The organism is Bradyrhizobium niftali (assembly GCF_004571025.1).
In the GTDB taxonomy this organism is placed as follows: domain Bacteria; phylum Pseudomonadota; class Alphaproteobacteria; order Rhizobiales; family Xanthobacteraceae; genus Bradyrhizobium; species Bradyrhizobium niftali.
The window spans coordinates 24,558-49,535 of sequence record NZ_SPQT01000044.1 but is presented as its reverse complement, the minus strand read 5'-3'; the positions used below and the strand labels follow the sequence as shown (position 1 = coordinate 49,535).

Here is a 24,978-nt window from a genome sequence, read left to right as displayed (position 1 = left end):
AAGCCAATCTCGCGATCCTGCACCAGCTGCGCGAGCTCGGGGTCTCCATCGCCATGGACGATTTTGGAACAGGTTATTCCAGTCTGAGCTACTTGCGCAGCTTTCCGTTCGACAAGATCAAGATCGATCGCTCCTTTGTGAAGGATCTTGCCAAACGTTCCGACTGCGCCGCCATCGTGCGCGCGATCTCGGGCCTCGGGCGTAGCCTCAACATCACCACGACCGCGGAAGGCGTGGAGACCACCGAGCAGCTCGATTGGCTTCGCGCCGAGGGCTGCAACGAGGTGCAAGGATTCTTATTCAGCGGCGCCAAGCCGGCCGCTGAGGTGGAGCAGCTCTTGCGTCGTTTTGGCGTAAGGGCGTCGAGAGCGGCGTGAATGTCCGGACACACAAGGAACAGCGGTCTTGCGCTCCAAATCCTTCTCCTGCGCCCGATTAGCTGACACCAGCACTCAAGCCGATTTATGCGAGCAGCCTCGCGAGCCTGAAGCCCCGGCCGGACCGAAGCGGGATGTTCACCCCGCCGTGACGGCACGAGTTCCTACTGGTCGGCCCCGAGGATGTTGACGCTCGATCGGGACGAATGACGAGGCCTGCCTGTTGACGCTGACGAGCAGACGAGGCGGGCTCGCGCTCAGGGATGTCAAGGACGTGACAGTCATTCCTGTGATGTCTTCGTCACGCCCTGCGGTGATGATGCTCACGCCGCCGGCGAGGCGGCGCATGACTCCCCGAAACTGCTCTTCGATCTCGTTGCTGTCGGTGACGAGATGGATGTCCGACCTTCCCATGATTGTCTCTCCTGGTGCCGGACCGTCGTATGCCGGCGCCTTCTTGCTTAGAAGAAGCCCTTGGCCGGCAATGGCGTGGCGTTGATCTCGTGTTCCCCGATCGAGCGCGCCTTGTAGGTGGTCGGGTTGTGCGACGACAGCGTCCGCGCATTGCGCCAGTGACGATCGAAGTTCGTGACCTTCTTGGTAGCTGACGCGCCGCCGACGTCGAACAGCAGGCTGCCGCCGCGGATGGCGAAATCGTCGGCGATGATCTTTGCTTTGGCCGAGAGCAGGGCGGCCGTGTGCGCAGCATCTGCCGCGTTCGCGGCGCCGGCATCGAATGCGTCGGTCGCGATGTCCAGCGCCTCGGCGGCCGCCAGCACGACGGTTTCGGCCGCAAAGGCGCCGCTGGCGATCTGGCCGACCGTCTGTTGCAGGAGCGGATCGTCGCTCGGGATCTCGGTCGGCGCATAGTAGAACGTACGCTTGCGCGAGCGGACCAGGGCTGTCGCATCCCGCAGCGTCGCACACGCAATGCCCGCAACGATCGCCGTCAGAAACAGTTGCGCAAACGTGTTCGAAATGCGCACGCCATAACCGCCGTCCGGCGTGTTGAACACGACCTCCTCGCGCTTGACCCTTGACGTTGCGGAAGTGCGTGGTGCCGGTCGCCGTGAGCCGCTGCCCGAGCCCGTCCCAGTCATCGACCAGCCCGATGCCCTCGCGCTTGACCAGCACGATCGTGGCACCGGTCGCGCCGGACAGATCGGCCGCTCCGGTGATGTAATATTTGGTGCCATTGAGCAGATAATCGCCGTTCCCGTCGGGCGTGAACGTTGTCCCGGGCGCGACATTACCGACCCGCGGGCTTTCGAGCTCGGTCGTCACAAGTCCGATGATGGCGCCCCCCGCGACAGCCCTCTGCCATTGCCGGCTCTGCTCATCCTTGGGTGTACGCACCAGCGCTCGACCACGCTGAAATGGTTGCGCAGGATATGCGCGACATTGGCGTCTGCCTCGCCGAGGCGGATGACGAAGGCGAAGAGATCGCGGATCGTGCTGCCTGCGGCGGCGACGGGCAGCCGCAAGGCACCGAGGCGGGCGCGGCGAATGAGGTCGACGACCTCGAAAGGCAACACGCGGTCGCGCTCGCGCCTTCGGCAATTTGGTTCAGCAACGCTTCCAGGTCCGGCGAGCCGGTCTTGAGCAGCTCGGACGTCGTCGAGGAGGGGCAGAAACAGTCTTGTTCATGATTGGTCTGTTGGTCACGTTCTCAGAGCTGGGCGAGATGGTCGGTCACCTTGACCGGTTCGGGCAAAACCTTGCGGGCGACGAGCCAGTCTGCAGCCTTTTGCAATTCGGCAACGAACTGCTCGTCGTCGACTGCGAAGTAGCGGTATTTGCGGCTCATCGCCATGAACTGGTCGCGGACCTGATCGCTGTATTTCCCCGCCTTTTGGGCGATGTATTCAGCGTCCTTGCTGTTCTCCGAGATCCACTTGCCTTCGGCGTGGAACGCGTTGTTCACGGCGCGGACGAGTGCGGGATTGTCAGTCGCAAATTTGCGGGTGGTCAGGTAGGAGGTGTAGTCGATCTGGAATTCGAGATCGCGGCCTTCCAGGAAGATGTCGTGCGCCTTGTATTCAAGCCGCGCGATATCGACGCCGGGGCTCCACATCGACCAGGCGTCGACCTTGCCTGAGGCAAGTGCCGGCGCGGCATCAGGCGGATTGAGATAGACGAACTTCACCGCGGAGCGATCGATCTTGTGCTTTTCCAGCGCGGCGACCAGCAGGAATTCGCCGAGCCCGGAGCGGTTGACCGCGACGGACTTGCCGACCAAGTCTTCGACCTTGTCGATCCCGGAGCCGTCTTTGGCAATGATCGCCGTGGTGCGCGGCTCGTAGACCACGAACTGTGTGAACACCAGCGGCGAGCCGGCGATGATCGCAGCGAGCGCGGGCGTGGTGCTGCCGCCGAAGCTGAAGTCGGCGCTGCCGCCAGTGACCGCCTGCAGGGTCGGCGCATGGTTCGGGAAGGGGCCGAGCCATTCGACCTTGATGCCGTCCTTGGCCAGCACTTTCTCGAACTCGCCGCGCTCCTTGGCGATCAGATTGAGGCCGCTCAAGCCCCAGGTCAGGCGAACCGTGTCGGTGGTCCGGCCAGGTGCGGCTTGGGCGAATTCACTGATATTCATGCCAGCGAGCGCGCCAATGCCGAAGGCTGCGGAGCCGAGGAAGCTGCGCCGGGATGGTTTGGCGGATGAAAAGTCGGACATGTCGGCCTTCCGGATGACTAGCTGGCAGAATGGGGGACCACGCCAAGCTCGCTGAGGAGCTCGGCGCGCGAGATGGGTGTCGAGCCGTCACGCACGGCGCGATGCTCGAAGGCGATTACGCCGTTGCGCATCACGAGGATCCGATCGGCAAGCGCGATCGCTTCGTCGACATCGTGGGTGACGAGCAGGACGCCCGGCTGATGATTGGCCACCAGTTCGCGGACCAACTGGTGCATGCGGATACGGGTCAGCGCATCGAGCGCGGCAAACGGCTCGTCAAGCAGCAGAAGCTCGGGCTGCTGCACCAGCGCGCGGGCGAGGGCGACGCGCTGGGCTTGCCCGCCGGAGAGATTTCGGGGCCAGTCTTCGAGCCTGTCCCCGAGGCCGACCTCGGTCAGCGCTTCGGCGGCGCGCGCGCGAGGATCCTGAACCTGCAAGCCAAGCGCCACGTTGCGCCAGAGATTGTCCCATGGCAGGAGGCGATGCTCCTGAAACACCACCGCCGGCCGCCGAGGCGCCACGATACGGCCACCTTGGATGGGATCGAGCCCAGCCAGCGCCCGCAACAGCGTTGTCTTGCCGCATCCGCTCTCGCCGAGCAGGGCGACGAACTCTCCGCGATCGATGCGCAGGTTCAATTTCTCGATCACGACGCGGCTGACGTAGCTGCGGACCAGGTTGCTGACAACCACAGCCGGTCCGGATTCGAATGGCGTGGAAGACTGCGGAGCGACGTGCACGTTCATCGCTCCGCTCCGTAGTTCGGATGCCAGGCGAGGAGGCGACGTTCGAGAAAGCGGGCAATGGCGTCGGCCGCGACGCCGATCAGCGCGTAGATCACGATCGTCAGGACGATCACATCGGTGCGCAGGAATTCGCGGGCATCCATCGTGAGGAAGCCGATCCCCGACTGCGCGCCGATGGTTTCAGCCACCACCAGCGCGAGCCACGCCGTTGCGAGGGCATAACGAACACCGGTCAGGATCGACGGCAATGCGCCGGGAAGGATGATCCGACGGATCAATTGGAGCGAGCTCAGGCCCTGGACCCGCCCGAGCTCGAGCAGCTTGGGATCGACCTGGCGGATACCAAGCACGGTATTGATGTAGATCGGAGACGTGACGCCGAGCGCGACAAGGAAGATCTTTTCCGCTTCGCCGACGCCGAGCCAGACGATGACGAGGGGGAGTGCGGCGAGGAAAGGGATGGCCCTGATCATCTGGACGCTGCGGTCGATCGCGGCCTCCGCAATTCGTGAGAAGCCGACGAGAACGCCCAGCGCGGCGCCGACCGTAGCCCCGATCGCAAAGCCGGCCGCGGCACGCAGCAGGCTGACGCCGAGGTCGTTCAACAGGCTTCCGGTGGTCGCAAGCTTGAATGCTGTCCGGATGACCTTGCTCGGCGCGGGCAGAACCTGTGGCGAAAGCCATCCCGCGTCTGCAAGCGCCTCCCAGACAATGACGAGCAGCACGGGCGCGATCCAGGACAGGAGCTGAACGCCGCGAGCGCCAAGTTTGCTTGCTGTCGCGGACGATCGCGGACGACGTTGCGATAACGGCGGGTTATCCGCGCCGATCGCCGTGCGGTCGACTTGGCTCAGTTCGATATTGCTCAAGACGCGAGACCTCGTTCCACCCCCTGACATCCGGGGCAGGAAGTGCGATGCAAATGACTTGCGGTTCGTGGAAAATGTCCCATGAAATCGCGCCGACAGAAATAGAGCGCTATTTCAATTGTCGTTCGCTTCGGAGTGATCTGCTGTCGTCACGGCACCGCTGCGCGACAAAGAAAATCTTTTGAGATCGATATGCTTGATCTTGCGTCAGTCATTGGCGAGAACTGGCCACGATTGAAGACATGACCAGACAAGATTCCGGGAGAGCACAATGGCGACTACACCTATTCGCTTCGGCATATGGGCTCTCGTGCATGGGCCGCGCGGCGCGCATCAGGATCCGGAGGAGCCCTATGATGCCTCCTGGGAGCGCAATCGTGATCTTATTCTTGCAGCCGAGGAGCTCGGCTATGATTCCACGCTGATCGCGCAGCACACGATCAATCCACATCAGGAAGATCTCGATCAGCTCGAGGCCTGGAGTGCCGCGGCGGCGATCGCGGCGCTGACGAAGCGAATCGAGATCATCGCCGCGATCAAGCCCTATCTCTATCACCCGGTGGTGCTGGCGAAGCTCGCACTCGGGATCGAGAACATCAGCCGTGGCCGGTTTGCGATCAATCTGGTCAATGCCTGGAACCGGCCGGAGCTTGAAAAGGCCGGGATCGGCTTCCCGGAACATGATGCTCGCTATGCTTACGGCAAAGAATGGATCTCCGTCGTGGCCCGCCTGATGGAGGGCGAGCGCCTCAGCTACGAAGGCGATCACTTCAAGGTCACCGACTATGCGCTACGTCCATCCAGCCTGTATCGCAGGCGCCCGGTCATCTATGTCGGCGGTGAGTCCGAGCCGGCGCGCGATCTGGTCGCCGGCCATGGCGACCTCTGGTTCATCAACGGTCAGCCGTTGGAAGACGTCGCCGGCCTGATCGCCGATGTCGCGGCGCGGCCTCGCGGTGCGGCGCCGCCGCTGCGTTTCGGCCTATCCGCTTTCGTCGTCGCGCGCGAAACCCGTGAGCAGGCGCAGGCCGCTTACGAGCGGCTTCTGAGCCTGGCAGCAAAGGACGCGCCGATGAAGGCGATCCAGAAGCGGAACACTGACCCTAAGGTCGTGATGATACAGACCATGCAGAAGACGCCGCACGTCGGCAGCAATGGCGGTACGGCAGCAGGACTAGTCGGCAGCTATGACGAGGTCGCCGCGCGCGTCGAGGAGTTCCATGCCGCCGGCATCGAGCTGTTCATGCTGCAGTTCCAGCCGTTCGAGGCCGAGATGCGGCGCTTCGCACTCGAGGTGATACCGCGTGTGCGGGCGAGGCGATCGGCTGGGCCCGTCGAGCGGCAGGCCCAGTCCTCAGGTCGAGGCGGCTAGGCCGAGGCAACTTCCGGAGCCCGCTTGGCATAGCGGCTCACCGGTCGCGGCAGGCCGAAATGATCGCGCAGCGTCGTTCCGGTGTATTCGGTCCTGAACAGTCCGCGTTTCTGAAGGGTGAGGATGTTGCGGCTCCATCCGTGTTCGATCGTCTGGCGGGCATACCAAGCTCGTTGCTTAAGGGCTTTGACGGCATCGAGCAGTCGGACGCAATAATGCAACAACCTGTTGCACAAATTCGCCGTCCGGCCAGGCTTCCGCGAAGGCCCGCATATACTTGACGTTTCGAGTGGACATGTAATGCCAGCGGTCGTAGTTCTTCCATCAGCACGGACTTGCGCTTCTTCTTCGCCAGCAGTTCGCGGCAAATTTGTCCCACCTGTTTATGGCGACGCGCTTCTCCGGCATATAATTCCAACGGTCATAGCTCTTGGAGCTGACGTCCTGCAGCGTGTGATTCTGCAATCGGTCACGGATCTCTTTTGATAGGCCGGCCTTGCCAGCAAGCGTCTTCCATGTGCGGCGAAGGTCGCGATTGGTTAGCACGGGAATGACCTCGCGATCTCGTTGGCGTCACATGAAGGAATAGAGCGTGCCGTGGCTGACCGGCTTAGACGGATCGGTCGCCGACGGGAAGTACCATCCATACTCATTCGGCTTGATCGACTCTATGAGCTCGGACGCCACTCCTATCTGACCTGCGATCCGTTCGGCGCCTATATAGTCGCGGACGGACAGGCGAGTTGGAATGGACAGACTCTTGACGATGCATGGGAAGTTCTTCGCACACTTCTTGCCAGGTATCCGCAACGGCATCGCCCCGATCTCCCGCCGTCCCAGGGAGGCGCGGCTGGATTCTTTGCTTACGATCTGAACAGGACATTGGAGCAATTGCCACCCGCTATTGCCGGTCAGCCTTTGCCCCAATCTGTGCTGCATTTCTTTGTGCCGTAGGACTCAGCTACGAACACGGGAAAACAGATGCTGGATCGCTTCTACGGATGGCCGGGGAAGGATGCCGCAGATAGGACGGAGCGCGCACGCCGTCGAGCTGACGAGTTTGCAGCACTGCTTGCGAGTCCAAAGTCGCCGCGGCTTGTGCCCCTGGCACAGCATCCGCATGGCGATCGTACTTTAGCCGTGAGCGGTACAGCGCGTCATCGACTTGATCCTGGCTGGAGACGTCTTCCAAGCACATGCACAGCGCTTCAGCGCCAGGCTGTCCAGCTTGTTCGATCCTTTCACCTTCTACTGCCAGCTGCGCTCAATGAACCCGGCCCCTTCGCGGCTCTATTGCGCTACGGCAAGCTACCCATTGCGTCGAGCTCGCCGGAACGGTTCCTAAAGCTTGACGGACGACAGGTCGAAACGCGCCCCATCAAAGGGACAATAGCGCGCCCCGCTGATGCCTAGGAAGACCAGCGCCGCGCTGAAATCCTCGTTTCGCCGAAAAGGACCGTGCCGAGAACACGATGATCGTCGACCTCCTGCGGAACGATCTGTCACGCGTTTGCACTCCGCCTTCGGTGGAGGTTACAGCGCTGTGCAATCTCGAATCTTACGCCTCAGTGCACCACCTCATGTCGATCGTTACCGGTGAACTGGCAAGAGACCAGGACGCCGTCACTCTTCTTCGAGCTTGCTTTCCCGGCGGCTCCATTAGCGGGGCGCCAAAGGTACGGTCGATGGAAATCATTACGGAAATCGAGCGGGTGGCGCGAGAGGTCTATTGCGGGGCGATCGGCTTCGTCGGCTTCAACGGGCAGATGGACACGAACATTGCGATTCGCACGGTTACGATCGACGGCGATCAGGCCGTGTTTCATGCGGGGAGCGGCATAACGGCGATGTCGGATCCAGAGGCCGAATACGAGAAAACACTCGCCAAGGCGCAGCAAATCTTTGAGACATTTCGAGCTGAGCCATCCAGCTCAGTTTGATTTTAATCTCGGCTACTTTAGCTCGTCGTACGCATGCCGTGTTTGAAAATCAAAGAGCTTCAGGAGCAGTTCGTCAGCCGCAATGCAGGCATTGCGGCCCGCGCTGGCTCACCGCTGGTGGCTGAGGCAAAACAGGGCGTGGCCGGCGAGCGCTTAGCGCTGATAAAAGGACCAGATCCGGCGTTGGGTGGCGTGGAGGAGACGAATGACCGTCAGAAAATATTAGTTCAGACAGGAGCTGCGGCAGCTGATCGAGAAGCACATCAACTTGTCGAGCAGGTTCGAAGACTACGTCCTCATTACCGGGGAGCTGGAAGAGGCGCGGTACAGGTTGGACCTGAAGGCCGAGAAGTTTCCGGACGAGGAGGTCGACGCCTTCGAATTGTAGCGAGCGCTTCCTAGCGAGTAGGCACAATACCCACAGCGAACCTAGGCATGGCCCCCGCCGCCGTCACCGTCTTCGGCTGGAGGTGCTGAAATACACTGGAGAAGCCAGCCAAATGCAGGATTTGGGCGTGAATCTGCGACTCGTTGCATTAATTGGTTGAACGAAACGCTCCAATGTGAAGCCGAGACGACACATCCGGGTGAGAAAGGAGACTGTTCGTTCGTTTCGTACAGTGTTGGTCGGAGCAAAGGCGCCCAATGCGCTGGCAAAGTCAGCGTGCCGGTCCAGCCTGAACAGGGGCAACGCGGATGCGAGATATAATGTTCGAACGTGATGGTGACTTGTTCTCTCAACTTCTGCTCTACGTTATTCTGTTGCTTATTCTTGCGTCTCTGATGATTGCTGCATGGCAGACTGCAGGATGACCGAAACCGATCGCCGCGAGTTGCTGAATGCTTTGATCGAGCGCTGTCGTGGCGGGCGAATCGGGTTCGGGTCGGCTGCAGTGGCCGCTGCGTCGTAATCAGTCCATTGCCTAGATCCAATTTTGAGGCCCGTGCTCGAATGTCCTCCCCGAACAAGGTCGCGCTATTCATCGACGGCGCCAATCTCCATGCAACCGCCAAGACACTCAGCTTCGACATCGACTACAAGCGCCTGCTCAAGGAATTTCAGAGCCGCGGCAATCTGGTGCGCGCCTTTTATTACACCGCCATGATCGAAGATCAGGAGTATTCCTCGATCCGTCCCCTGATCGACTGGCTAGACTACAATGGCTACACCGTGGTCACTAAGGCAACGAAAGAGTTCATCGACGCCTCGGGCCGCCGCAAGGTCAAGGGCAACATGGACATCGAACTCGCGGTCGATGCCATGGAGCTTGCCGAGCACATCGACCAGATGGTGCTGTTCTCCGGCGACGGCGACTTCCGCTCGCTGGTGGAAGCGGTGCAGCGCCGCGGCGTGCGGGTAACCGTGGTCTCGACCCTTTCAAGTCAACAGCCGATGATCGCGGACGAGTTGCGACGTCAGGCTGACGTCTTTACCGATTTGGCGGAGCTGCAGTCGAAGGTTGGCCGCGATCCGTTGGAACGATCGACGCCGCGCGATCGCGAGCCGCGTTTCAATGCCCGGCAAGTCCCGCTGCGCGACAATGGTTCCAGGGACACGGTTTCGAGCGATTAAACGGTATTCAAAAGACGTCGTACGCAGTCGCCCCAGTGCGTGGGTAGCGAGCGCTTCACGCTGATCTTCAGCCAGTCCCCGTCGCCGCGGCTCAGCGCTGGTGGCCGAGCCCGATGCCAAGCTGGTGCGCCTTGGCCCGCAGCGCAGGGATAGACCGCTTCATCTGCTTCGAGATCTTGGCGATGGGCGTCCTGGCCTTGGAGTGCGCCTTCAGCGCCTTCACGTCGTCCTTGGAATATTCGCGCCGAACGCTCTTCTTCGCCGTCGCCATGTCTGTCCTTGTTTGCTTTAGTGAAGCCTGGCCAGCGTCAACGAGGGGCAAATCGTCCGCGGCGACGAGCACTTCGCGCTGATCTAAAAGGACAGCCGCGGAATAGCAACCCTTTAAGGAGGCCTGTCCTACTCACATCGAGTGGCTGCTAGGTCGCTCGGGAAGTGCTCCAAACTGTAGCCGTGAGGGGGCACTGAGATTGTTCGTTCGTTACACGCCGTCTCCGTCGGAGCAATGAGCAAAGGCAGCAAATTTGCCGCCGCAAATTTGCCAGTGTGTCTGCGCGAGGGGCGCCACTGTTCTCGGCCGCGAGGCTGCACCCTCGTGGGACAGGGGAGCGGTCCCGTCCTTGTCTCCATGGGCGCCGGGCTTTTAGTTTCTAGTCGGAACTCTTGAAGGTTCGAGGGCCAACAGTTGCGTCAATCCTCGGACGGCGCCTCAATTGGAATGGCAAAGCCCGCCTTTACGCGGTCCACTATGACCAACGTCTTGAAGCCCTTAATGTCCGGGTTCGCATAGAAGAAGAGCCGAGTGAACTGCTCATAGTCTTCCATGCTATTCGCGGTTACGTATAGGACAAAGTCAGCGTCGCCAGTCACATAAAATCCATTGACGACTTCAGCTGACGATTTGATGGCCTTCTTAAACCTATCAATTATATCTGAACGCTCCCGCTCCAAGGTGACCAGAACAAGCATTTGAATAGGTCTTCCAACCGCCTTCGGTGAGACGATTGAGACGTCGGCTTCGATGATGCCCTCCGAGCGGAGCCTCTTCAGTCGTCGTTGACACCCCGTATCAGAAAGCCCGGCCATTTCGCCGAGCACCTCGGAAGTTAGACGGTTGTTTTTTTGCACGATTTCAAGGATGCGGGCGTCTATTCGATCGTATCGCACAATCGGCTCCACCGGCTGAGGTGAATTTCGCGCCAAATGCCCGTACGATGCGGAAAATCCTCCGAATGACAGGAAAATGCAACGAAATACCTTTTGCCAACATTCAGAGCAGCGACAACTCCGTACATCAAGAAAGCCCTCTTGGGATACTCCGACCGCGTGATTCGCCAAAACCATCACAAAGAAAAACACGCTCCTGGCGGGCAAGGGGCATCAGATTAACGGCGATGACAGTGAACGTCTGCGAGATCGACTGCGACAGCCCGCGCGCAAGGTGGGCGCGGGGCCGCCGAGTGTTAAAGACTGACATGCCCGTTGCCGGGAGGATCAATGCCGCGCAGAGGACAAACGCAGAAGCGGAGCGAAAGAACATAACCTCGCCAATGGGATAGAGAGCGGCTTGCCGACACTGAAATCTGAATTGGGTGGGAGCGGAAATCGTGAAGGTTGAGCTTAACAACGCGCGTTCTGGCAAGGGATGTAAAAGTCTCGAGTCTTCGCCCTTGCTATGCATGGACGGAACGTGGTGGGCAATCGATGTCAACGATCCAGATCTAGAGCTCATTTGAAGCAGTCGGCTCGCTGCGGCGTTGTGCTGGCAGCTGTGCTTGAATGGAAGACCATTAATCCCGAACTAGCGCGCAAGGGGCGCCAGTGTCGATCGGCTCAAGACCGCGGTGGTCCAGGAGCAGAAGCTCGATGCGGTCGAGATCGTGCGACAGGCGTTGATGGCGACCATTGCCGCGCGCCAGGCGAACTCGGCGAACAGTCGCGGTAGGCGCTTATAGAGCACGGAACGAATGTCGCGGCAGCTTATTTGCCGAACCTGAGGTGAACCAGTAGGGTGCCGCCGGCCCTTCTGGCCTCTGACTCAGATGGCCCTTTTGACTGTCGCACGCATCGCGCTCCTAAATGTTAGGGTCCTCGTTGAGCGGGCTCCGTTCATTTTTCCGCGGAGCTTGTTGGTCCCGCCGGAGTTCTAAGCCGGGTGTCGTCAGTTTCAGGGATGTCGCTTCGGCTGTGGCGCTGGATCGATGCGGCGAACGATAACGCTCGTCATCGCCTCACGCGAAGCTTCCACTCGCGAGAGTTCGTCGAGCCAGCCTTCTGCTCGATCGCGCTGGACAACACGCCGCTGCTCGCGGCGACGGATGGGTTCTGGGCCGAGCTGGATGACGGCCAACAGAGCGCTTTCATCGGTGGTCGCATCACGGAGCACGAGATGCCCGCAGCGTACTCCAGATCACACGCATAGGCGGAGACGAATTGACGAAGGTTGCAGGGACCGAGCCTCCGCGTAGGATCTACATAAAGAGAGCATGAGAGCCACTATTGCCTGAAACCACTGTCATGATCGGTGACGAGATCCGGAAGCGTGACTTTCGACACACGCATGATCTCGTCCCGCTCTTCGCGCAGTTCGGGTGATATCAATGGCAGGCCAAGAGGGCGTAAATGTCTTAGGCTTCCCGGCACTTTGCTACGTCAAGCTCATTCGCAGCTCATGCGTGCAAGCTTTGCCACCCTGGGAAATGCGGAGATCACAATTCAGAACAGTCCCGCGCTCGCGCGTACCGCTCTTCAAATGGGCTATGTGTAAGGGGGATAAGTTGCGCCGGCTACTCGCACCGGTGTGTGGTTCAACGTTAGGAGTAGTTTGCGGCCAGGTCCTTGTTCATGTCGAGGCGAGGTAGTGTCACCATCCCGTAATTGTTGCCATCAAGGACGGCGGGATTGATCGCTATCGCTCCACCATTGCCATCGGTGACAGACTGAAGCTCCATCCCATTCGCACGTTGCGGGAGCACTAGCGTCACTCCGTCCAAAGGCTCGGACGTGGCGGCGGAGAAACGCAAGGTTCTTCTGTCCCAGCTCCGCAGACGGACTTGGACCTTTCGCCTTGCCCGCCACCAAACAGCGACATCTTTCATGGACAGGGACGGGATGTTCTTATCAGTCATAAATTGTGCAAGCTTCTTCACCCTGTCAAAGAACTCCGGAATGGGTGGCGTCAATCCAGCGACAACCACGGGATGGAACAAGCAGTCGAAAAAGCCGTAATAGGCGCTGTGATTGCGCAGCACCATTTGCTGGGCTCGCTCGAACAGGTCATCGAGCGGCAGCACCATCGATGTCTCTGGATTTGGCACTAATTGGGAGAAATAGAAATCGCCGTCGGCGATGTCCATCAAACCATGGGAGATTTCGTCGAAGGACTCGAAAGCGGGGCCCGCCAAGGAATATAGCCGATAGGGCAAAACCGAACCGCAATGAGAGTAGCCAGGCCCACCACCGAACGACGAGTCGTACACCGTTTCCGGTTGGCTCATGATTGCGTAACCCAGATAGTCCTTCAACCAGGACAGACCGTGATCACGATTTCCCGAGACGGGGTTTACGCCGCGCTCGCGGAGCAGGTTCGACTGCATCTGAAAATTGGCCGCCGTGAAGTCGGTTGATCCGAAGGTGTCGAAGTGGATCGTCACCTGGTGACCCTCGGCCTCCAACTTGGCCAAATCCTTCCTCGACATCGTATTCACGTCTGTGCCCGTCATCAGGACGAAGAACGTATCGTGGCGTTTGGCCTCTTTCGCCATCCCGCCGATCCTCATCGTTTCCGTCGCAACTTGCGTATTCTGGTCGGGTACGGAGATTTCGACATCGTGACTCAGGCTGGCGACCGACCGGAGGCCGTTCGGCCAATACCACAGGCGTGGTATCGGCGCCGGCGAGAGTGAGGTGACCATCACTCTCAGCAACCGCTCATGAAGATCGGCTTGGGGGAGGTCCAGCTGCGTATAGTCGACCCAATCGTCAAAGACGTTGATCACCGGATTGAAGGTGGTCAGCCCTCCGGCCATGATGATCGCCGCGTTCGGATCGTGATCCAGGCCCTGCTGCAACTGATAGATAGTGCGCTCGATATCGTAGAGCACGGCCGTTGCGCGGCCGCGGTTAACAACGAGCGGATGCCGCCCCGCTGGTCCTGCGCTGTAAAGCTTGTGAAACTGCAACGGATAATTGAACGTTCCGGAAACGGGATCCCTTGCATAGACGTTCGAATAGACTAGCAAGGAAATCTGATCGCGCAAACCCGTTCGCGCGGCGTCGGACGCGTAGCCGATCGTGGGCGCGATCACGTTGGCGTAAAGATATTTCGGGCCGATATTGGGCAAGACAGGTGGCAGGATCCACCCGGCGCCGAAGTTGGTGAAGAAGGCCCCCTGGCTGAAGAGGTTGAGCGCGACGTGCACCACGCCGGAATCGTCGAGGTATTCGTAGCTATAGCCGAAATCTGTCGGGATTGGCGTCTTGCCATCAGGCGCAAAGACCTTTGCGCTGCTCCAGGTTCGTCCTCCGTCCAGTGATTCGATGCAAAACGAACCGTCCTCGAGGAACAGCTGGATTGGCCAAATCCCCGCGCCTGGATTCCAGGTCAAGACGTGTCGAATCCGGTTTTGCAATGTTCCGCCGTCCACCCATGCTCCATTGCGCAGAATCGCGTAACTATAGTCTCTGCAAACAATCAGGTTGTCGCGAAAGCCGTCGCCCGTGAAATCGCCTGAGCCCGCGGTCGTTGGCGTCACTGGTCCGATCCCCGGCACCTCAAACGGTCCAATGAGCGTGCGGCCCCGCGAATAGCGGTACAGTTCCTGACCTGCCCAGAACCATTCATCGTCAGCAAATCCGTCGCGCGTCGCATCAAAGGCAATGGCAGCTGTAGGGTGGGCTGAGCCAAGCGCGAGTACGCGCGACTGCGCATCAGCTGGTAGACGATACAGAAAGCGGCGGCCGATCAATTGCAGGCATTCGGAGGAAAGCCCCGGAATTGCCAATTCTTCGGCCGGCCACAGATAGCCGCCTTCCACGTCTTCGGACTGCCGCTCGATGCCGAACCAGTCGCGCAACTCGTTGGCCGGCCACTGGTCACACCAGAGCAGAATGACCGATCCGCCTTTCTCCACCCATTGGCGCAGGCTGTCCCGCGCCGACGGGTTTGCCGGCGCGCCGATCACGATAGCCAGGCGTGGACTGTTGTCCGTCTTGAGCTCTCCGACCTGATCGATTGGGCGCTCTACAAAGCTGATACCCTCCTGGGACAGTGCCTCGGGGATGATCCCGCCGATACGCCCGGGCGGCTGAAAAACGACGACCGCTGGTCCAGCTCCGAAATCAATGGTATCTGGCATATGAACCCCGCTTTCGAGTTTACAGATCAGCGCTCGACGGCCGTTTCCAAGCCGATCGCAGCTTCACGGAATCGTTGAATATCAGCATCGGAAACTTCCGGCGGCAGCGCGCGCCGCAAGTTCTCCGTCGGACAGTCACGCAATTCATCCAGCGTCTGCACGCGCGCCCGCCGCAGTCGGCCCAAATCGCGCGGCGCCACACCTGCCCGGGTCAAATCGGCGAACAGAGCTGCCTGAAGCAAAACATCCGCATCAATGGCGACTTCTTCCGCCAAGGCCGAGCGTCCTTCTCGCGGTCCTGCTGACCGTAAAAAGTCGTCAATGGTGTGAATACCCGCCTTGCGGAGCTTCTCGACGATGCCACGATTGATCGATGGAAGACGGGTGAGCTCGCCGAGCTGCTCATCGGCGGCACCATTTCCAGGTCTGCCCGCGTAGGCACTACCATTGGCGTGCCCGTTGCCGTGTATGACGTCCGCCTGCGGCCTGCTCGCGACTAACGAGCCTGCCATGGCTGAGCTGTGACCATTCATCCCATGAGCATTCGTCTCGTGGCCATTCATCTTGTGACTATTCAGCTGATGGCTCGCGAAATCACCGCCGGAGGGCCGCTCTTCCTGGTCTTCAAGACCAGCATCGATGTCTTGACCCCTGGTGCCTTGATCCTTGGCGTCTTGACTCGTGGTGTCATGACCGTTGGCGCGCAGGGGGATGCACATTTGAACGTTGTTGCCGGTGCGGCCGATCTCCTTTGCCCCGAGACTGCGGTAAAACGCGACCAGATCGACGCCATTCACGCTTCGTTTACGGCAGGTCAGCATCGCCGCGGTGTAACCGGTCCGCGCAAGAACGGCGAGCTGGGTCTTTAGCAGGACACGGCCGATGCCTCGCCCCTGTAGCTCGGGCCGGACCGCCACCGAGTCGATCATGATCGCATGTCGAGGAATGCCGGGGGCGCGGAAGCACATGCAACACGCAATCGGCTCATTCTGCTCCCGCAAGACCAGCAAGTGAGCGTCCGGGCAAGCCATCCGTTCGCGGAAAGCGTCCTGGTCGTACCGCAGATCTTCGGGAAACGCCGTCTCCAAACCCAATGCAATCTGCATAAGATCTTGATCCAGCGCCGAATGCACGGTCGCGCTTGGCCGGCTAAACTGCGCCTGCAAAAGCCGCTCCGCCTCGCGCAGGATCGTCGGAAGGACCTCAACGTCGCCTGAGCTAAGCAGACCGAGCGGCCGGTAGAGGATCTGACCAATGCCCTGGACCATGCCGACCAGTTGAAAGCTCAGCCGCTCATAGAAGCGCGACAGGTCGGGCGAGATGGTCGCCGTGACGTACAATCCGCGATACCCGGCAATCGCGCTGAGCTCCGCGCGTAGCGCCACCAACTCCGACCCCACGCCCTTTGAGCGCAAATCCGATCGAAGCGCCAGATCGTCAAGGAATACATCCTGCCACGAGATTGCGGGAGCAACATAGGACAAGGCGAAACCGGCGAGCGATTGCTGCTGCCGAACCAGAAGTAGCTCGGCGTCCTTGAGGATCAGTCGTTCGGCGAAGTGCTCGCGGCCGTACCTCAATTCTTCCGGGAACGCGCTGTTCTCGACCTCAATGAGCTCGCGGATGATCGCATCTGACGGCTCGGCAATCCTTTCGATCCGCACATCGGCGAGCAGCCGCGACATACGTTGTTCAGCGCGGGCGATAGCATCGTTGCGACGCCACGACAGCTCGTCTTCGTGATGAGCGGGTGGAGCGAAGATCTCGCTCTTCCGCGCCTGCACAACGGGCGCACCAGATTTGCCGATCCTGTTCTTCAGCGTCTCGTTCTCGAGCAGATATTGCTCGACGTCGATCTCGTAGACCCCGCGGCCACCTGTGTACAGCTTTTCGACCGTGCCCCAGCCCACCATGCTAAAGCAGTAGTCGATCACACCGGCCAGCGGACTGTCGTAACCATACGCCTCCGTATAATGATGTCGCGCCACGAGTGACTCTTCGAGGGCTCCATCGGCCGGATCGGCAGCCTCGAAATAGTAGCTCTCGCGATAATTGATGGCGTCCGAACGTGAGGCCATCTGCTTGATGAAATTGGCGAACCCCAGCGGTTTTCCCCACGGTGCAGCGATGATCGCAACCCGCTTCGCCTTCGCCAGATGGGCATCGGCAACAATGGCATCCAGCATGAACCGCATCGTGCCGTTGTAGCCCCGCAGATCGTGCAGCAGGTCGTTGTAGTCGACCGTATCCATCAGGATCGTGCGTTCGCCGCGCGCATTCAGTCCGAGATAGAGCGTCGCCAGTCCCAGGAACTCAGGGTAAGGCTCCAGCCAGAACTCGATGATGGGGGTCGCCGGATCTAGGATCAGTCGGCAGATCTCGCCGTGAAACAGACCATTCGGCTTGAACAGGCAGCAGGACAAGCGGGTATTGTCGAAAAGCAGTTCAGGAACCAGCTTCGGGCTGCGAATGGCAACCAAGCGCTGCGTCGGAAGATGCTCAGTATCGCCCGATATCTTCTTCTTGATCGCCTGAAGCTCGAGGATGATCTGCTTGACGGACGTTTCGCCGACCAAGTCTCCATTGCGCAGCAGAGCCTCCTGTCGCCTCTCAAGTTCGGGCAGAAGCCGGTTCACCAGCCGCAAGCCAGAGGCTTCGTCCTCATCCTTCAGCAGGGCCTGATAATCTTGCCTGATCACGCCGAAGAATTTCTTGCGATCGAGCCCGAGGTCGATCTCGGGCTCTTCGCCACGGCTCCCCAGCAAGCGCTGGATGGTATCACGCAGCCAAGCGGCCCATGGCTTACGAAGATCGTCTTCGCCCGGGCCAAGCGACAACAGTTCGTCGCGGCTGAATACGATGTGATCGACGTCGAAACCGAGCTCAGCGAGGCGCTGAACGGTACGGCGCGGCCGATCGTGTTGTGCGTAATAGTTCTGGATGCTTCCGTAGTGATTTACGGTGCGATAGAGGAGGGCGAGATTGGGATCCGCTGCTGTAAGAGCCCCGAAGCTCTCCAGAAATCGCAGAGTCGAGCGCAAAAAGGCAGTCCGCTGCTTGCGCGGCTCGACCTGGGCCAGCGGGACTAAGCCGAACTTACTAACCAGAAAACCATGCAAGCGGCCTTCCAGAGCCAGATCTTCGACAAAATGCGCGACCTCCGGCGAGAGCTTCATGCGGTGCCGCACCTCGCTTACGAACCTGCGAAGCAGTTCGTAGTGGCGCGGATGAATGGCGAGCGCGATATCCAAGTGAACGGCTAACCGTTCATGACTGAACTCTTCATCATCAAGAGCCGCCATCTGCAGGTAGCGCAGGAAAGGGCCAACGAAATGAGGTGCAAGCCCAAGTATGAAGGTCACGAGTCGATCAACCGGCGCGCCGAGCTGTGAAAGACGCGTCACGACATCCCAGATCGACCCATTTGCGATCGGCTGAATGGCCTCGTCTGCGCTCTGCACCCCCAGCGTCTGGCTAGACCACTGCTCATTATACAATTGTTGACCGGGCGACACCTGCCCATTGAGCCGAGGCGCGGACGGGCCGGACAAGGAGAACGCATGAGGCGGGGTCGGGTCGGGCCCAGCTGAGGTCCAGCCCATTGATGCGCCCGGAGCCGGACCGGGCGCGGCGAGCGACTGAGACCAATGTGGAGCTCCGACGATGTCGTCCGTGAGCAAAGCGGCCCCCATAACACTTCCCTTTTTACAATCAAAACTCTGCGTGCGCCTTCGCTTAAACGGCGTCCTCGCATGCCGCGAGAAACCTAGCCCGACCGGGCATCACGATCGACGGCAGCTCCCAAGTGCAGTCACACTGCGGCTCGCCCGCAAATTGCTCAGCGGGTAGCGCGATCGTAGCGGCCGCGCTCTCTTCACATCGAGCCGCAACAAGCATGCCTCGGGCCCGCAACCGTTGGTCCGCCCGAGCGATGGTAGATGTGAGCGCCTCGATCCTGCGCGATTTTCCCGCAGCGGAATCAGCATTCGCACTTTGTCTGCGACATCGATGACCCTGCCACCGAAGTACCTGTAGTACTGCACAAGGGACTTCCCGTCCTTGGTGCGTTCAGTGCAGTACAAGAGGAAATCGGTGTAGTTCGTAAGGGCCGGGATCTCCAGCACCGTCTTGACCAATTCCACGCCGATGCGCTTGTGCTGCCACTCCTGCTTGACCGCCAGCACATCGCCAAACATGACATGGTCCGGAAGAATTGGATCATGGTAGCAGAGCGTAAACCCGATCGGGTCATCGCCGCTTTTGACGACCAGCACGTAGGCGTCGCGGAAGCTCATCCGGTCTGAGAACTCATCCCAGCTGTAGCGAATGTCCTCGGGAAACACCGTTTCCAGCGATTGCATCATCTCGATCAAGCCCGGCGTAATGGCCGTGAAGCATTCGATCCGCAGCTGCGGAACGGTGGCGTTGAGCCGTGCCTCGAGACGCGCAAGGATTGCGTCGATGGCTTCGCGATTCTCCGGCCCAAACAATGACATCGAGCGGCGGAACAGTCTGCCCCTGTCCGGATAATCCGCTTCCGCCCGGAAGTGCAGCCATTCGTAGAACCTCATAAGCGGTGATCCCGCGGGATCGAACCGGGTCAGCAGGCAAGCTTCCCGAATTCCACGACCTGACGCAGTGCGCACAGCCAGCTCCACGAGTGCAGAGCCAAGCCCCTTCTGCCGCTGGTCTGCGCGTACCGCAAGCTCATCAATATAGACGGCGTCATTGGGCAGTAAGCCGCTGCAGAACGTCAGCGCCATCCCCACCATTGCGCCGCCACTGCGAGCGACAATCAGCGTCGCATCTCTTTGGCGCATCCGTTCGGTGTAGTATTGCTCATCGACGAAGGCATATTCCGGAAAAGCTTGCCGATGTAGCACCAGCAGTTCGGCACACGTCACACTATCGATCTCGCGATGAATCTCAAGATGCGCATCAGGAAGCATTGACCTGAGCGAGAATTCAGCCTGCTTCAGTTTTTCTCCGGATCGGCGCGTGAGCTCGGCTTCCCGGTCTCCCTGCCGGTCGAAGAAGGCCGCCTCGGATCCCTCCATCGCTGTCTTCTCTTTATCGGGAATGGAGTTCAGCAGATGACGCGCTCCCAGAAAGGCCTGGATGTCGATCTCGAAGACGCCGCGCCCACCGCTCACCAGCTTGTCAATCGTTTGGTGGCCGACCAGATTGAAGCCGAAATCGATGACGCCTTTCAGCGGCCGGTTGTAACCGAGCGACTCTGTATAGTGGAACTGCCCCGTCAGCGAGTTCTGCAGGGCGCTTGCGCCCGGATCGACGGCCTCGAACTCATAGCTTTCGAAATAGCGGATAGCTTCGTTTTGCTTGGCGAGCTCAGCAACGTAGTCGGCAAAGATGGCCGATCGGCCCCAGGGGGCGGCGAAGACCACCAGTTTCTCGGCCTGGCCGAGGAACGCGTCGGACAACAACGCGTCGAGCATGAAGCTTAGCGTTTCCTGGCGTCCGAGCAGGTCGGAGATCCGGTCATCGAAGTGATAGGTCTCGACCAGAACGCAGCGCTGCCGGCTCGCATTGAAGCCTGGATAAAGAGGAATTGCCGCCATGAACTCCGAGTAGGGCTCCTGCCAGATCTCCAGCAAGGGTACCGCGGGATCCAACAGGATCCGGCAGATCTCACCATGAACGATGCCGTCGGGCTTGAAGAGCCAGGACCCGAGCCGCGTATCGTCAAAGAACAGCTCAGGGACGCTTTTGGTGCTTCGGCGGGCAATGAGCTTTCCGAGGATTCGGGCTTGGCCCGCGTCGGACGGAGCGGCGTATCGCTCGATACGGTGAATATATTCGTCGAGCACGCTCGCCGGCACCAGAAGCCGCAGCCTTTGCAAGACTAGTTTTCTCGCTCGCAGCAGTGGAATCAAGCGAGCCGCCAGCCGCCGTGCCGCAGGCAGGCTGTTCTCGGTCTTCACCATCTCCCGGTCGTCTGCCAACTCACCCAGGAACTTGAACCGGTCGATTCCAAGTTCAATTTCGGGCGGCGCTTGCTCGGTGCCGACGATCGTCGTGATCAGCTCGTCGAATTCACTGCGCCATGCGGCTCGCCTGTCAGGCTGATCGTAATTGCTGCGGGAGAGCACATCCTGACTTCCGAACACAAGATAATTCGCATCAAAGCCGGCGGTCGATAGCTGCCTGATCGCCGCGCGCGGGACATCGTGTTGACCGAAATATTGCCGCATACTGCCGAACCGGTTCACTGCATCGAGTACGACAGGAATATTCGGGTCGTCTACGATCAGCGCGTCACCTAGCTCCAGGAACCTGAAAAGCGATTGAACAAGCAGACGCGGATCTGACCTACCGTCAGGATCGGTGATCTTCTCCTGTCGCACAGTCGCGAGCATCTGACGCCATAGGCGATCGATGCCTTCGTTTTGCAGAAAGCGCTCGGAAGAGTCGGAGAGCGGACGATCGTCGAGAATGGAGCGAACGATATCCTCCCAAACAGGATAGTCGGCAGGAGGTGCGGATCTGAGGAAGCGAAGATGGAAGCGCAGTGCTTCAGGTGTCGCGCTTCCTTTGAAGACTGCAGCATCGAGATAACGCAGCAGATTGCCCGCATCTGCGACACCTAGATTCCATACCGCATTGATGAAGGCGTCCCACGTCAGCCCCGCCTCAGTGAGAAGCTTGCCGAGATCCCGGACAGTGACAGGGCCTTCCGCTTCGTCGAGGGACACCGCGTTCGCCGCTGGACCTGTTGCTTGGAGCCTTAGAAAGGGATTCGGCGGATTCATTTTCCTTGCCCCCAATCATGCCGTTACGGCGTGTTACCGGAAGTAGCATTCTATATATATGACTACCTGAAGGTAAGTGCTGATTATGTCGCCTTCAAGACGCAACGCTGCTTGGTTTGTCGCAACGACATTGTGAAGTGCGCAGTTGAGGCACTGAGACAGAATTCTCAGTCCTGTTTGGCGGGACATCGATTGCCTCGACTGAAAGCTAAACATCTTAGGCGCACGCCTACGATGTCTTGTTGACGACGATTGCGAAAGATCACTGATTTCATCAGGAGTACGGAGAGATTCGCTTAGAACCGCGCAAGACTTTGCGCAGTCTCTCGATTTATCGCTTGCGACTTGCGTCTTCCGAAAGCGTTCGACAACCGTGCTTTCGATGCCAACCTCCGGAGAGGTGAGCGGGATAGGATTCGAACCTATGACCCTGCTGATTAAGCGTCAGCTGCTCTACCAACCGAGCTACCCGCCCGCGATTTCTGTATTCGATCGGAGAACGATATTCAACCCCTGCTAGAAAAACATTTCGCTGACGATCACGTGAACTCGGCAAGAAAGATCGACGAAGGTCTCCATCTGCTACTCACGGCCTTCGGCATGCGAATGAAATTTTATCTTGCGATTCATCCACCCGGCGGTTGTCCGCTTCTAACGAATTGCTTGAATGCTCCCGTCCGTTCCTCTTCTTTCTTGAAAAGAAGGAAGCTGGCCCCCAAGCGAAAGCGACGATGCTTATGATCGTTTGGTTCGGCTGAGATGTATGATGCGGTCCACAGCGCGACCGCTCCATTCCGATTCGCGAGTTTAGTCTGACTAATCCTAGCGTTTGTGCTGAGCCCGGCCACGGTTTTCATAGCGACCACGTGTCGCGTCTGTCCGTTGAAATCCTGCGCAATGGCATCAAGAATCGCTGAAATCATGCACTACTAGTTAGGTGTCTTAGCGAGGTGATCTGGCGGTGCCCAGAGTTTGCCCATGCAAAAGCCATGGAAAAATTCTGAGAGAACAATGATCCTTAAGCGAACGAACCATCCCTGAACCATTCTGTTGTGGCCCCTTGGTTGTGCTTTCACTAGCAAAATATTATTGGGCGGCTCGCTGCTCATATGTTTGTGTCGAAGTCGCCCCCTTGCAATTCAGGATCGTCTAACCCAATGATCAGAGCCTGGTTGGACTTTCCAGCATTTGAATTGTTCGCGGTCCTCATCGCCCTTTACGCAACGACTGGCGCTGTCATTGTGATCGCGAGTTTCAGCCCTGCAACGGTTGCGCTGGTGCGCCGCGTAGATGGCGTGGTCGCTCCGTTTTTCGGCACGGTCGGAGTGTTGTTTGCTTTCCTGACCGGTTTTTTGGCCAATGATATAACCGATCGCAACCGTCAAGCGGTCCGTGCGGTGCAGTCAGAGGCGGCGGAACTGCGCAACATCTATGCTGTTAGTAAGGCATCCGTCTCGGACATGGGCAGCCTTCGCTCAGTGCTCGCGAAATACGTCGCCGCTCTCGTGGATGACGAGTGGCCGGCGATGGCGCGGGACCAGAAGGCCCATTCGGTTGAGTCCGTCTATGACGCTTTGCTGCGAGAAGTGAGCGATCCTCGGATCGGTCAAGCAGCGGGTGCTCCGGTACAGACGGCCTTGCTAAATGCCGCAGTCGGAGCGGGCAGCGCGCGCTCCGAACGACTCGCGTTAGCCTCGGACCGCACGATCGATGCCAAATGGATTCTCGTCCTGATCCTTGGCGTGGTGACACAGATATCGATCGGATTGGTGCACCTGAAGAAGACCGGTCCGCAAATTGCGGCGCTAAGCGTGTTCTCAATCGCCGTTGTGATGGCGCTGGGACTCATTGGTCTGCAAGAGCGGCCTTTTTCCGGTGATATCCGAGTAGAAGCGGGACCTCTGGCAGATGTCGCCAAAACCGCAGCAGGATGCATCGGCTTCTTGCGTTTAATGCAAAACCATTCCCGGCGTTGACGCCGCTGGCAGTTCACTTCGTGATTCGCTGATAGACCAGCACGATGCTCGCCTCGGCGATCTTCGTCTTGAGATCGCCAACGAACGCCGAATAGCTCTGCGCGTCGATCTCGGTCGCCGGTCCCGCGCGTTTTCGCGGGCCGTGGGCCTGGAGGGGGCGCTTGGTCATGCCACTGCCAACTGACATCTACGGTCCATGATTTCCAGACGATCTCGAAGGGGCCGCGCCGATGACGGCCTTCTTGACAGTTACGCTGCCACTTCTCGTTTTCCGCGCTGTCCAGCGCCTTCCTTTTCGCTTTCCTCGCAGGGTTGGATGATCTCGTCTTGAGTATGTTCTTGAGTCCGCCATCCAAAACTCCACTCGCAATGTTGATGTGGCAGGATATTCATCTGGAATCAGCACCAAGACAGCCGTAGTCGGCGCTCTCCAATTGGCTGTGTTGTTGGCGGTATCGATGCTCGCGGTCTTCCTGAGAAGTTCCAAAGGCTCGACAGAAACTCTAAATGATCCTATCGCGCGTGTTTGTGGCGGTGATGTGCGCAGCCGCATCGATCTCAGTGACGCGCGCTTCCAGCCATCGCACTTTCCGTTGGACCGTCGACAGGCCCAAAACATGCCGATCCGGCCGGTATCGCGGGCTTCCACCGATGCTACGAGCGCCTCGGCTCTGTCGTGCTTTGCGACTCCCAATGTAAGTCTTGATCGGTGTCAAGTCTTGCACTTCTGTTGGTCGAGTAGTCATTGCCTCCTGGCCGCTTGTGATCGATGTCGTAAGAACTTTGCTCGCTTCCGCTCCATTGCGAAAGACTGTAGCGGCCGACGCTCCACCTTTGGATACCCATTTCATTGACTATCGCGCCGTTCTGCCGGATATTGAAGCAAGTTGTGCCGCTCAGGGTCACCGTGATGAGAACGAACGATCGAGGCGTGATGAGCAACATGCGGAACCGCATGTTGCATCGCTGCGTCTCGGCGGCGACCGGCGTCTGTTGTTGATTCGGATCGACAAATCCCAGCCAATCAACAACCAGACAGGAGCGCCGGATGCCGGCGATTGAGTGCTTATGTTCCAAGCCTATGTCATCGAAGTATCGGATCGAACCGCGGGCATCGTTGTCAGCGAGGAGCGCGGTGTTCGCTTCTTCTCATCCGAACGTGCCTTTGACAGCCTTGACGGCGGTCATTTTGGCTCTGCCCGTGCCGCAGAGCGTGCGGTGAGGGCGCTTTTCGAGCGGCGACGGGCCTGATCTGAGGCCGGCAAACTGGACCATTTTTGGCTAGAGTTTTTCGCACCGATTCCCGGCTGGGAGGAGCGAAGAA

At 59.3% G+C, this 24,978-nt stretch carries 20 protein-coding genes, 1 tRNA gene and 2 pseudogenes; 9 read left to right on the top strand and 14 right to left on the bottom strand.

The window, feature by feature from the left end:
- Positions 1-377: EAL domain-containing protein (locus tag E4K65_RS42700; RefSeq protein ID WP_135179207.1), on the top strand; the 377-nt coding region annotated here is incomplete at its 5' end.
- Positions 378-560: 183 nt separating this feature from the next.
- Here the strand turns inward: E4K65_RS42700 and E4K65_RS42695 are convergent.
- Together E4K65_RS42695 and E4K65_RS49155 are read right to left on the bottom strand one after the other, a co-directional pair.
- Positions 561-791, bottom strand: a pseudogene (locus E4K65_RS42695) (flavin reductase family protein); the annotation flags it as partial.
- Between the two features lie 47 nt (positions 792-838).
- Positions 839-1,393 carry an acyl-CoA dehydrogenase family protein gene (locus tag E4K65_RS49155; RefSeq protein ID WP_235885981.1) on the bottom strand — a complete coding sequence of 185 codons (555 nt, stop codon included), beginning with the start codon at positions 1,391-1,393 and terminating at the stop codon, positions 839-841.
- A gap of 360 nt (positions 1,394-1,753) precedes the next feature.
- On the opposite strand from E4K65_RS49155, the gene E4K65_RS49150 reads away from it, so the two are divergent.
- Positions 1,754-2,026, top strand: coding sequence for a hypothetical protein (locus E4K65_RS49150; protein WP_235885980.1), 273 nt, complete (start codon positions 1,754-1,756; stop codon positions 2,024-2,026).
- A gap of 20 nt (positions 2,027-2,046) precedes the next feature.
- Here E4K65_RS49150 and E4K65_RS42685 read toward each other — a convergent pair whose 3' ends face one another.
- Genes E4K65_RS42685 through E4K65_RS42675 form a run of 3 tightly spaced genes read right to left on the bottom strand, consistent with a single transcriptional unit; the run spans position 2,047 to position 4,696 of the window.
- A complete protein-coding gene (locus E4K65_RS42685) occupies positions 2,047-3,051 on the bottom strand; it encodes an NrtA/SsuA/CpmA family ABC transporter substrate-binding protein (protein ID WP_135179205.1) in 1,005 nt (334 codons plus the stop codon).
- A 17-nt stretch (positions 3,052-3,068) separates the two neighbouring features.
- A complete protein-coding gene (locus E4K65_RS42680; protein WP_135179204.1) occupies positions 3,069-3,797 on the bottom strand; it encodes an ABC transporter ATP-binding protein in 729 nt (242 codons plus the stop codon).
- Positions 3,794-4,696: an ABC transporter permease subunit gene (locus tag E4K65_RS42675; RefSeq protein ID WP_135179203.1), complete on the bottom strand. Its 903-nt coding sequence runs from the start codon at positions 4,694-4,696 to the stop codon at positions 3,794-3,796. Before E4K65_RS42675 ends, E4K65_RS42680 begins: the two co-directional genes overlap by 4 nt.
- A gap of 241 nt (positions 4,697-4,937) precedes the next feature.
- Between E4K65_RS42675 and E4K65_RS42670 the strand changes: the two genes are divergently transcribed.
- Positions 4,938-6,038, top strand: coding sequence for an LLM class flavin-dependent oxidoreductase (locus E4K65_RS42670; RefSeq protein ID WP_135179202.1), 1,101 nt, complete (start codon positions 4,938-4,940; stop codon positions 6,036-6,038).
- Between the two features lie 331 nt (positions 6,039-6,369).
- On the opposite strand, the pseudogene E4K65_RS48295 reads toward E4K65_RS42670, so the two are convergent.
- A pseudogene (locus E4K65_RS48295) lies at positions 6,370-6,725 on the bottom strand (site-specific integrase); the annotation flags it as partial.
- Between the two features lie 294 nt (positions 6,726-7,019).
- Between E4K65_RS48295 and E4K65_RS50110 the strand changes: the two are divergent.
- The 3 genes from E4K65_RS50110 to E4K65_RS42645 all read left to right on the top strand — a co-directional run bounded on the left by E4K65_RS50110 (position 7,020) and on the right by E4K65_RS42645 (position 9,551).
- Positions 7,020-7,451 (top strand): chorismate-binding protein, encoded by a 432-nt coding sequence (locus E4K65_RS50110; RefSeq protein WP_430649054.1) that lies wholly within the window; start codon positions 7,020-7,022, stop codon positions 7,449-7,451.
- 59 nt (positions 7,452-7,510) lie between these two features.
- The gene (locus E4K65_RS49640; protein ID WP_283813930.1) at positions 7,511-7,978 is read left to right on the top strand and encodes a chorismate-binding protein; all 468 of its coding nucleotides are present in this window, start codon (positions 7,511-7,513) and stop codon (positions 7,976-7,978) included.
- Positions 7,979-8,930: 952 nt separating this feature from the next.
- Positions 8,931-9,551 carry a LabA-like NYN domain-containing protein gene (locus tag E4K65_RS42645; RefSeq protein WP_135179200.1) on the top strand — a complete coding sequence of 207 codons (621 nt, stop codon included), beginning with the start codon at positions 8,931-8,933 and terminating at the stop codon, positions 9,549-9,551.
- Positions 9,552-9,642: 91 nt separating this feature from the next.
- On the opposite strand, the gene E4K65_RS42640 is transcribed toward E4K65_RS42645, so the two are convergent.
- Entirely contained in the window at positions 9,643-9,822 is a 180-nt protein-coding gene (locus E4K65_RS42640) for a hypothetical protein (protein ID WP_135179199.1), read from the bottom strand.
- Between the two features lie 419 nt (positions 9,823-10,241).
- Positions 10,242-10,718: an Lrp/AsnC family transcriptional regulator gene (locus E4K65_RS42635; RefSeq protein ID WP_135179198.1), complete on the bottom strand. Its 477-nt coding sequence runs from the start codon at positions 10,716-10,718 to the stop codon at positions 10,242-10,244.
- Between the two features lie 1,006 nt (positions 10,719-11,724).
- Between E4K65_RS42635 and E4K65_RS42625 the strand changes: the two genes are divergently transcribed.
- Positions 11,725-11,973 carry a hypothetical protein gene (locus E4K65_RS42625; protein ID WP_135179197.1) on the top strand — a complete coding sequence of 83 codons (249 nt, stop codon included), beginning with the start codon at positions 11,725-11,727 and terminating at the stop codon, positions 11,971-11,973.
- Positions 11,974-12,364: 391 nt separating this feature from the next.
- Here E4K65_RS42625 and E4K65_RS42620 read toward each other — a convergent pair whose 3' ends face one another.
- From E4K65_RS42620 to E4K65_RS42605, 4 genes are all read right to left on the bottom strand, one after another.
- Entirely contained in the window at positions 12,365-14,908 is a 2,544-nt protein-coding gene (locus E4K65_RS42620) for a polysaccharide deacetylase family protein (RefSeq protein ID WP_135179196.1), read from the bottom strand.
- A gap of 26 nt (positions 14,909-14,934) precedes the next feature.
- The gene (locus tag E4K65_RS42615; protein ID WP_167771604.1) at positions 14,935-18,369 is read right to left on the bottom strand and encodes a GNAT family N-acetyltransferase; all 3,435 of its coding nucleotides are present in this window, start codon (positions 18,367-18,369) and stop codon (positions 14,935-14,937) included.
- A gap of 321 nt (positions 18,370-18,690) precedes the next feature.
- Complete coding sequence (locus tag E4K65_RS42610; protein ID WP_167771603.1) at positions 18,691-21,621, bottom strand: GNAT family N-acetyltransferase; 2,931 nt, start codon at positions 21,619-21,621, stop codon at positions 18,691-18,693.
- Between the two features lie 458 nt (positions 21,622-22,079).
- A tRNA-Lys gene (locus tag E4K65_RS42605) sits at positions 22,080-22,153 on the bottom strand.
- A gap of 682 nt (positions 22,154-22,835) precedes the next feature.
- Between E4K65_RS42605 and E4K65_RS42600 the strand changes: the two genes are divergently transcribed.
- Positions 22,836-23,654, top strand: coding sequence for a bestrophin-like domain (locus E4K65_RS42600; RefSeq protein ID WP_135179193.1), 819 nt, complete (start codon positions 22,836-22,838; stop codon positions 23,652-23,654).
- Positions 23,655-23,667: 13 nt separating this feature from the next.
- Here E4K65_RS42600 and E4K65_RS42595 read toward each other — a convergent pair whose 3' ends face one another.
- Together E4K65_RS42595 and E4K65_RS42590 are read right to left on the bottom strand one after the other, a co-directional pair.
- On the bottom strand, positions 23,668-23,823 hold the full coding sequence (locus E4K65_RS42595; RefSeq protein WP_235885978.1) for a hypothetical protein: 156 nt from the start codon (positions 23,821-23,823) through the stop codon (positions 23,668-23,670).
- 485 nt (positions 23,824-24,308) lie between these two features.
- Positions 24,309-24,731, bottom strand: a complete 423-nt coding sequence (locus E4K65_RS42590; protein ID WP_135179192.1) for a hypothetical protein — start codon at positions 24,729-24,731, stop codon at positions 24,309-24,311.
- On the opposite strand from E4K65_RS42590, the gene E4K65_RS42585 reads away from it, so the two are divergent.
- Positions 24,723-24,905 (top strand): hypothetical protein, encoded by a 183-nt coding sequence (locus E4K65_RS42585; RefSeq protein WP_135179191.1) that lies wholly within the window; start codon positions 24,723-24,725, stop codon positions 24,903-24,905. The two genes, E4K65_RS42590 and E4K65_RS42585, sit on opposite strands and share 9 nt — an antisense overlap.
- Positions 24,906-24,978: the final 73 nt, after the last annotated feature.

What these genes read in the sequence shown, in the direction of transcription:
- E4K65_RS42620 (WP_135179196.1), bottom strand. Translation starts at nt 14,908, where the DNA reads ATGCCAGATACCATTGATTTCGGAGCTGGACCAGCGGTCGTCGTTTTT.
- E4K65_RS42595 (WP_235885978.1), bottom strand. Translation starts at nt 23,823, where the DNA reads ATGACCAAGCGCCCCCTCCAGGCCCACGGCCCGCGAAAACGCGCGGGA.
- E4K65_RS49150 (WP_235885980.1), top strand. Translation starts at nt 1,754, where the DNA reads ATGGTTGCGCAGGATATGCGCGACATTGGCGTCTGCCTCGCCGAGGCG.
- E4K65_RS42600 (WP_135179193.1), top strand. Translation starts at nt 22,836, where the DNA reads ATGATCAGAGCCTGGTTGGACTTTCCAGCATTTGAATTGTTCGCGGTC.
- E4K65_RS42680 (WP_135179204.1), bottom strand. Translation starts at nt 3,797, where the DNA reads ATGAACGTGCACGTCGCTCCGCAGTCTTCCACGCCATTCGAATCCGGA.
- E4K65_RS42640 (WP_135179199.1), bottom strand. Translation starts at nt 9,822, where the DNA reads ATGGCGACGGCGAAGAAGAGCGTTCGGCGCGAATATTCCAAGGACGAC.
- E4K65_RS42670 (WP_135179202.1), top strand. Translation starts at nt 4,938, where the DNA reads ATGGCGACTACACCTATTCGCTTCGGCATATGGGCTCTCGTGCATGGG.
- E4K65_RS50110 (WP_430649054.1), top strand. Translation starts at nt 7,020, where the DNA reads ATGCTGGATCGCTTCTACGGATGGCCGGGGAAGGATGCCGCAGATAGG.
- E4K65_RS42675 (WP_135179203.1), bottom strand. Translation starts at nt 4,696, where the DNA reads ATGTCAGGGGGTGGAACGAGGTCTCGCGTCTTGAGCAATATCGAACTG.
- E4K65_RS49640 (WP_283813930.1), top strand. Translation starts at nt 7,511, where the DNA reads ATGATCGTCGACCTCCTGCGGAACGATCTGTCACGCGTTTGCACTCCG.
- E4K65_RS42645 (WP_135179200.1), top strand. Translation starts at nt 8,931, where the DNA reads ATGTCCTCCCCGAACAAGGTCGCGCTATTCATCGACGGCGCCAATCTC.
- E4K65_RS42625 (WP_135179197.1), top strand. Translation starts at nt 11,725, where the DNA reads ATGTCGCTTCGGCTGTGGCGCTGGATCGATGCGGCGAACGATAACGCT.
- E4K65_RS42685 (WP_135179205.1), bottom strand. Translation starts at nt 3,051, where the DNA reads ATGTCCGACTTTTCATCCGCCAAACCATCCCGGCGCAGCTTCCTCGGC.
- E4K65_RS42585 (WP_135179191.1), top strand. Translation starts at nt 24,723, where the DNA reads ATGTTCCAAGCCTATGTCATCGAAGTATCGGATCGAACCGCGGGCATC.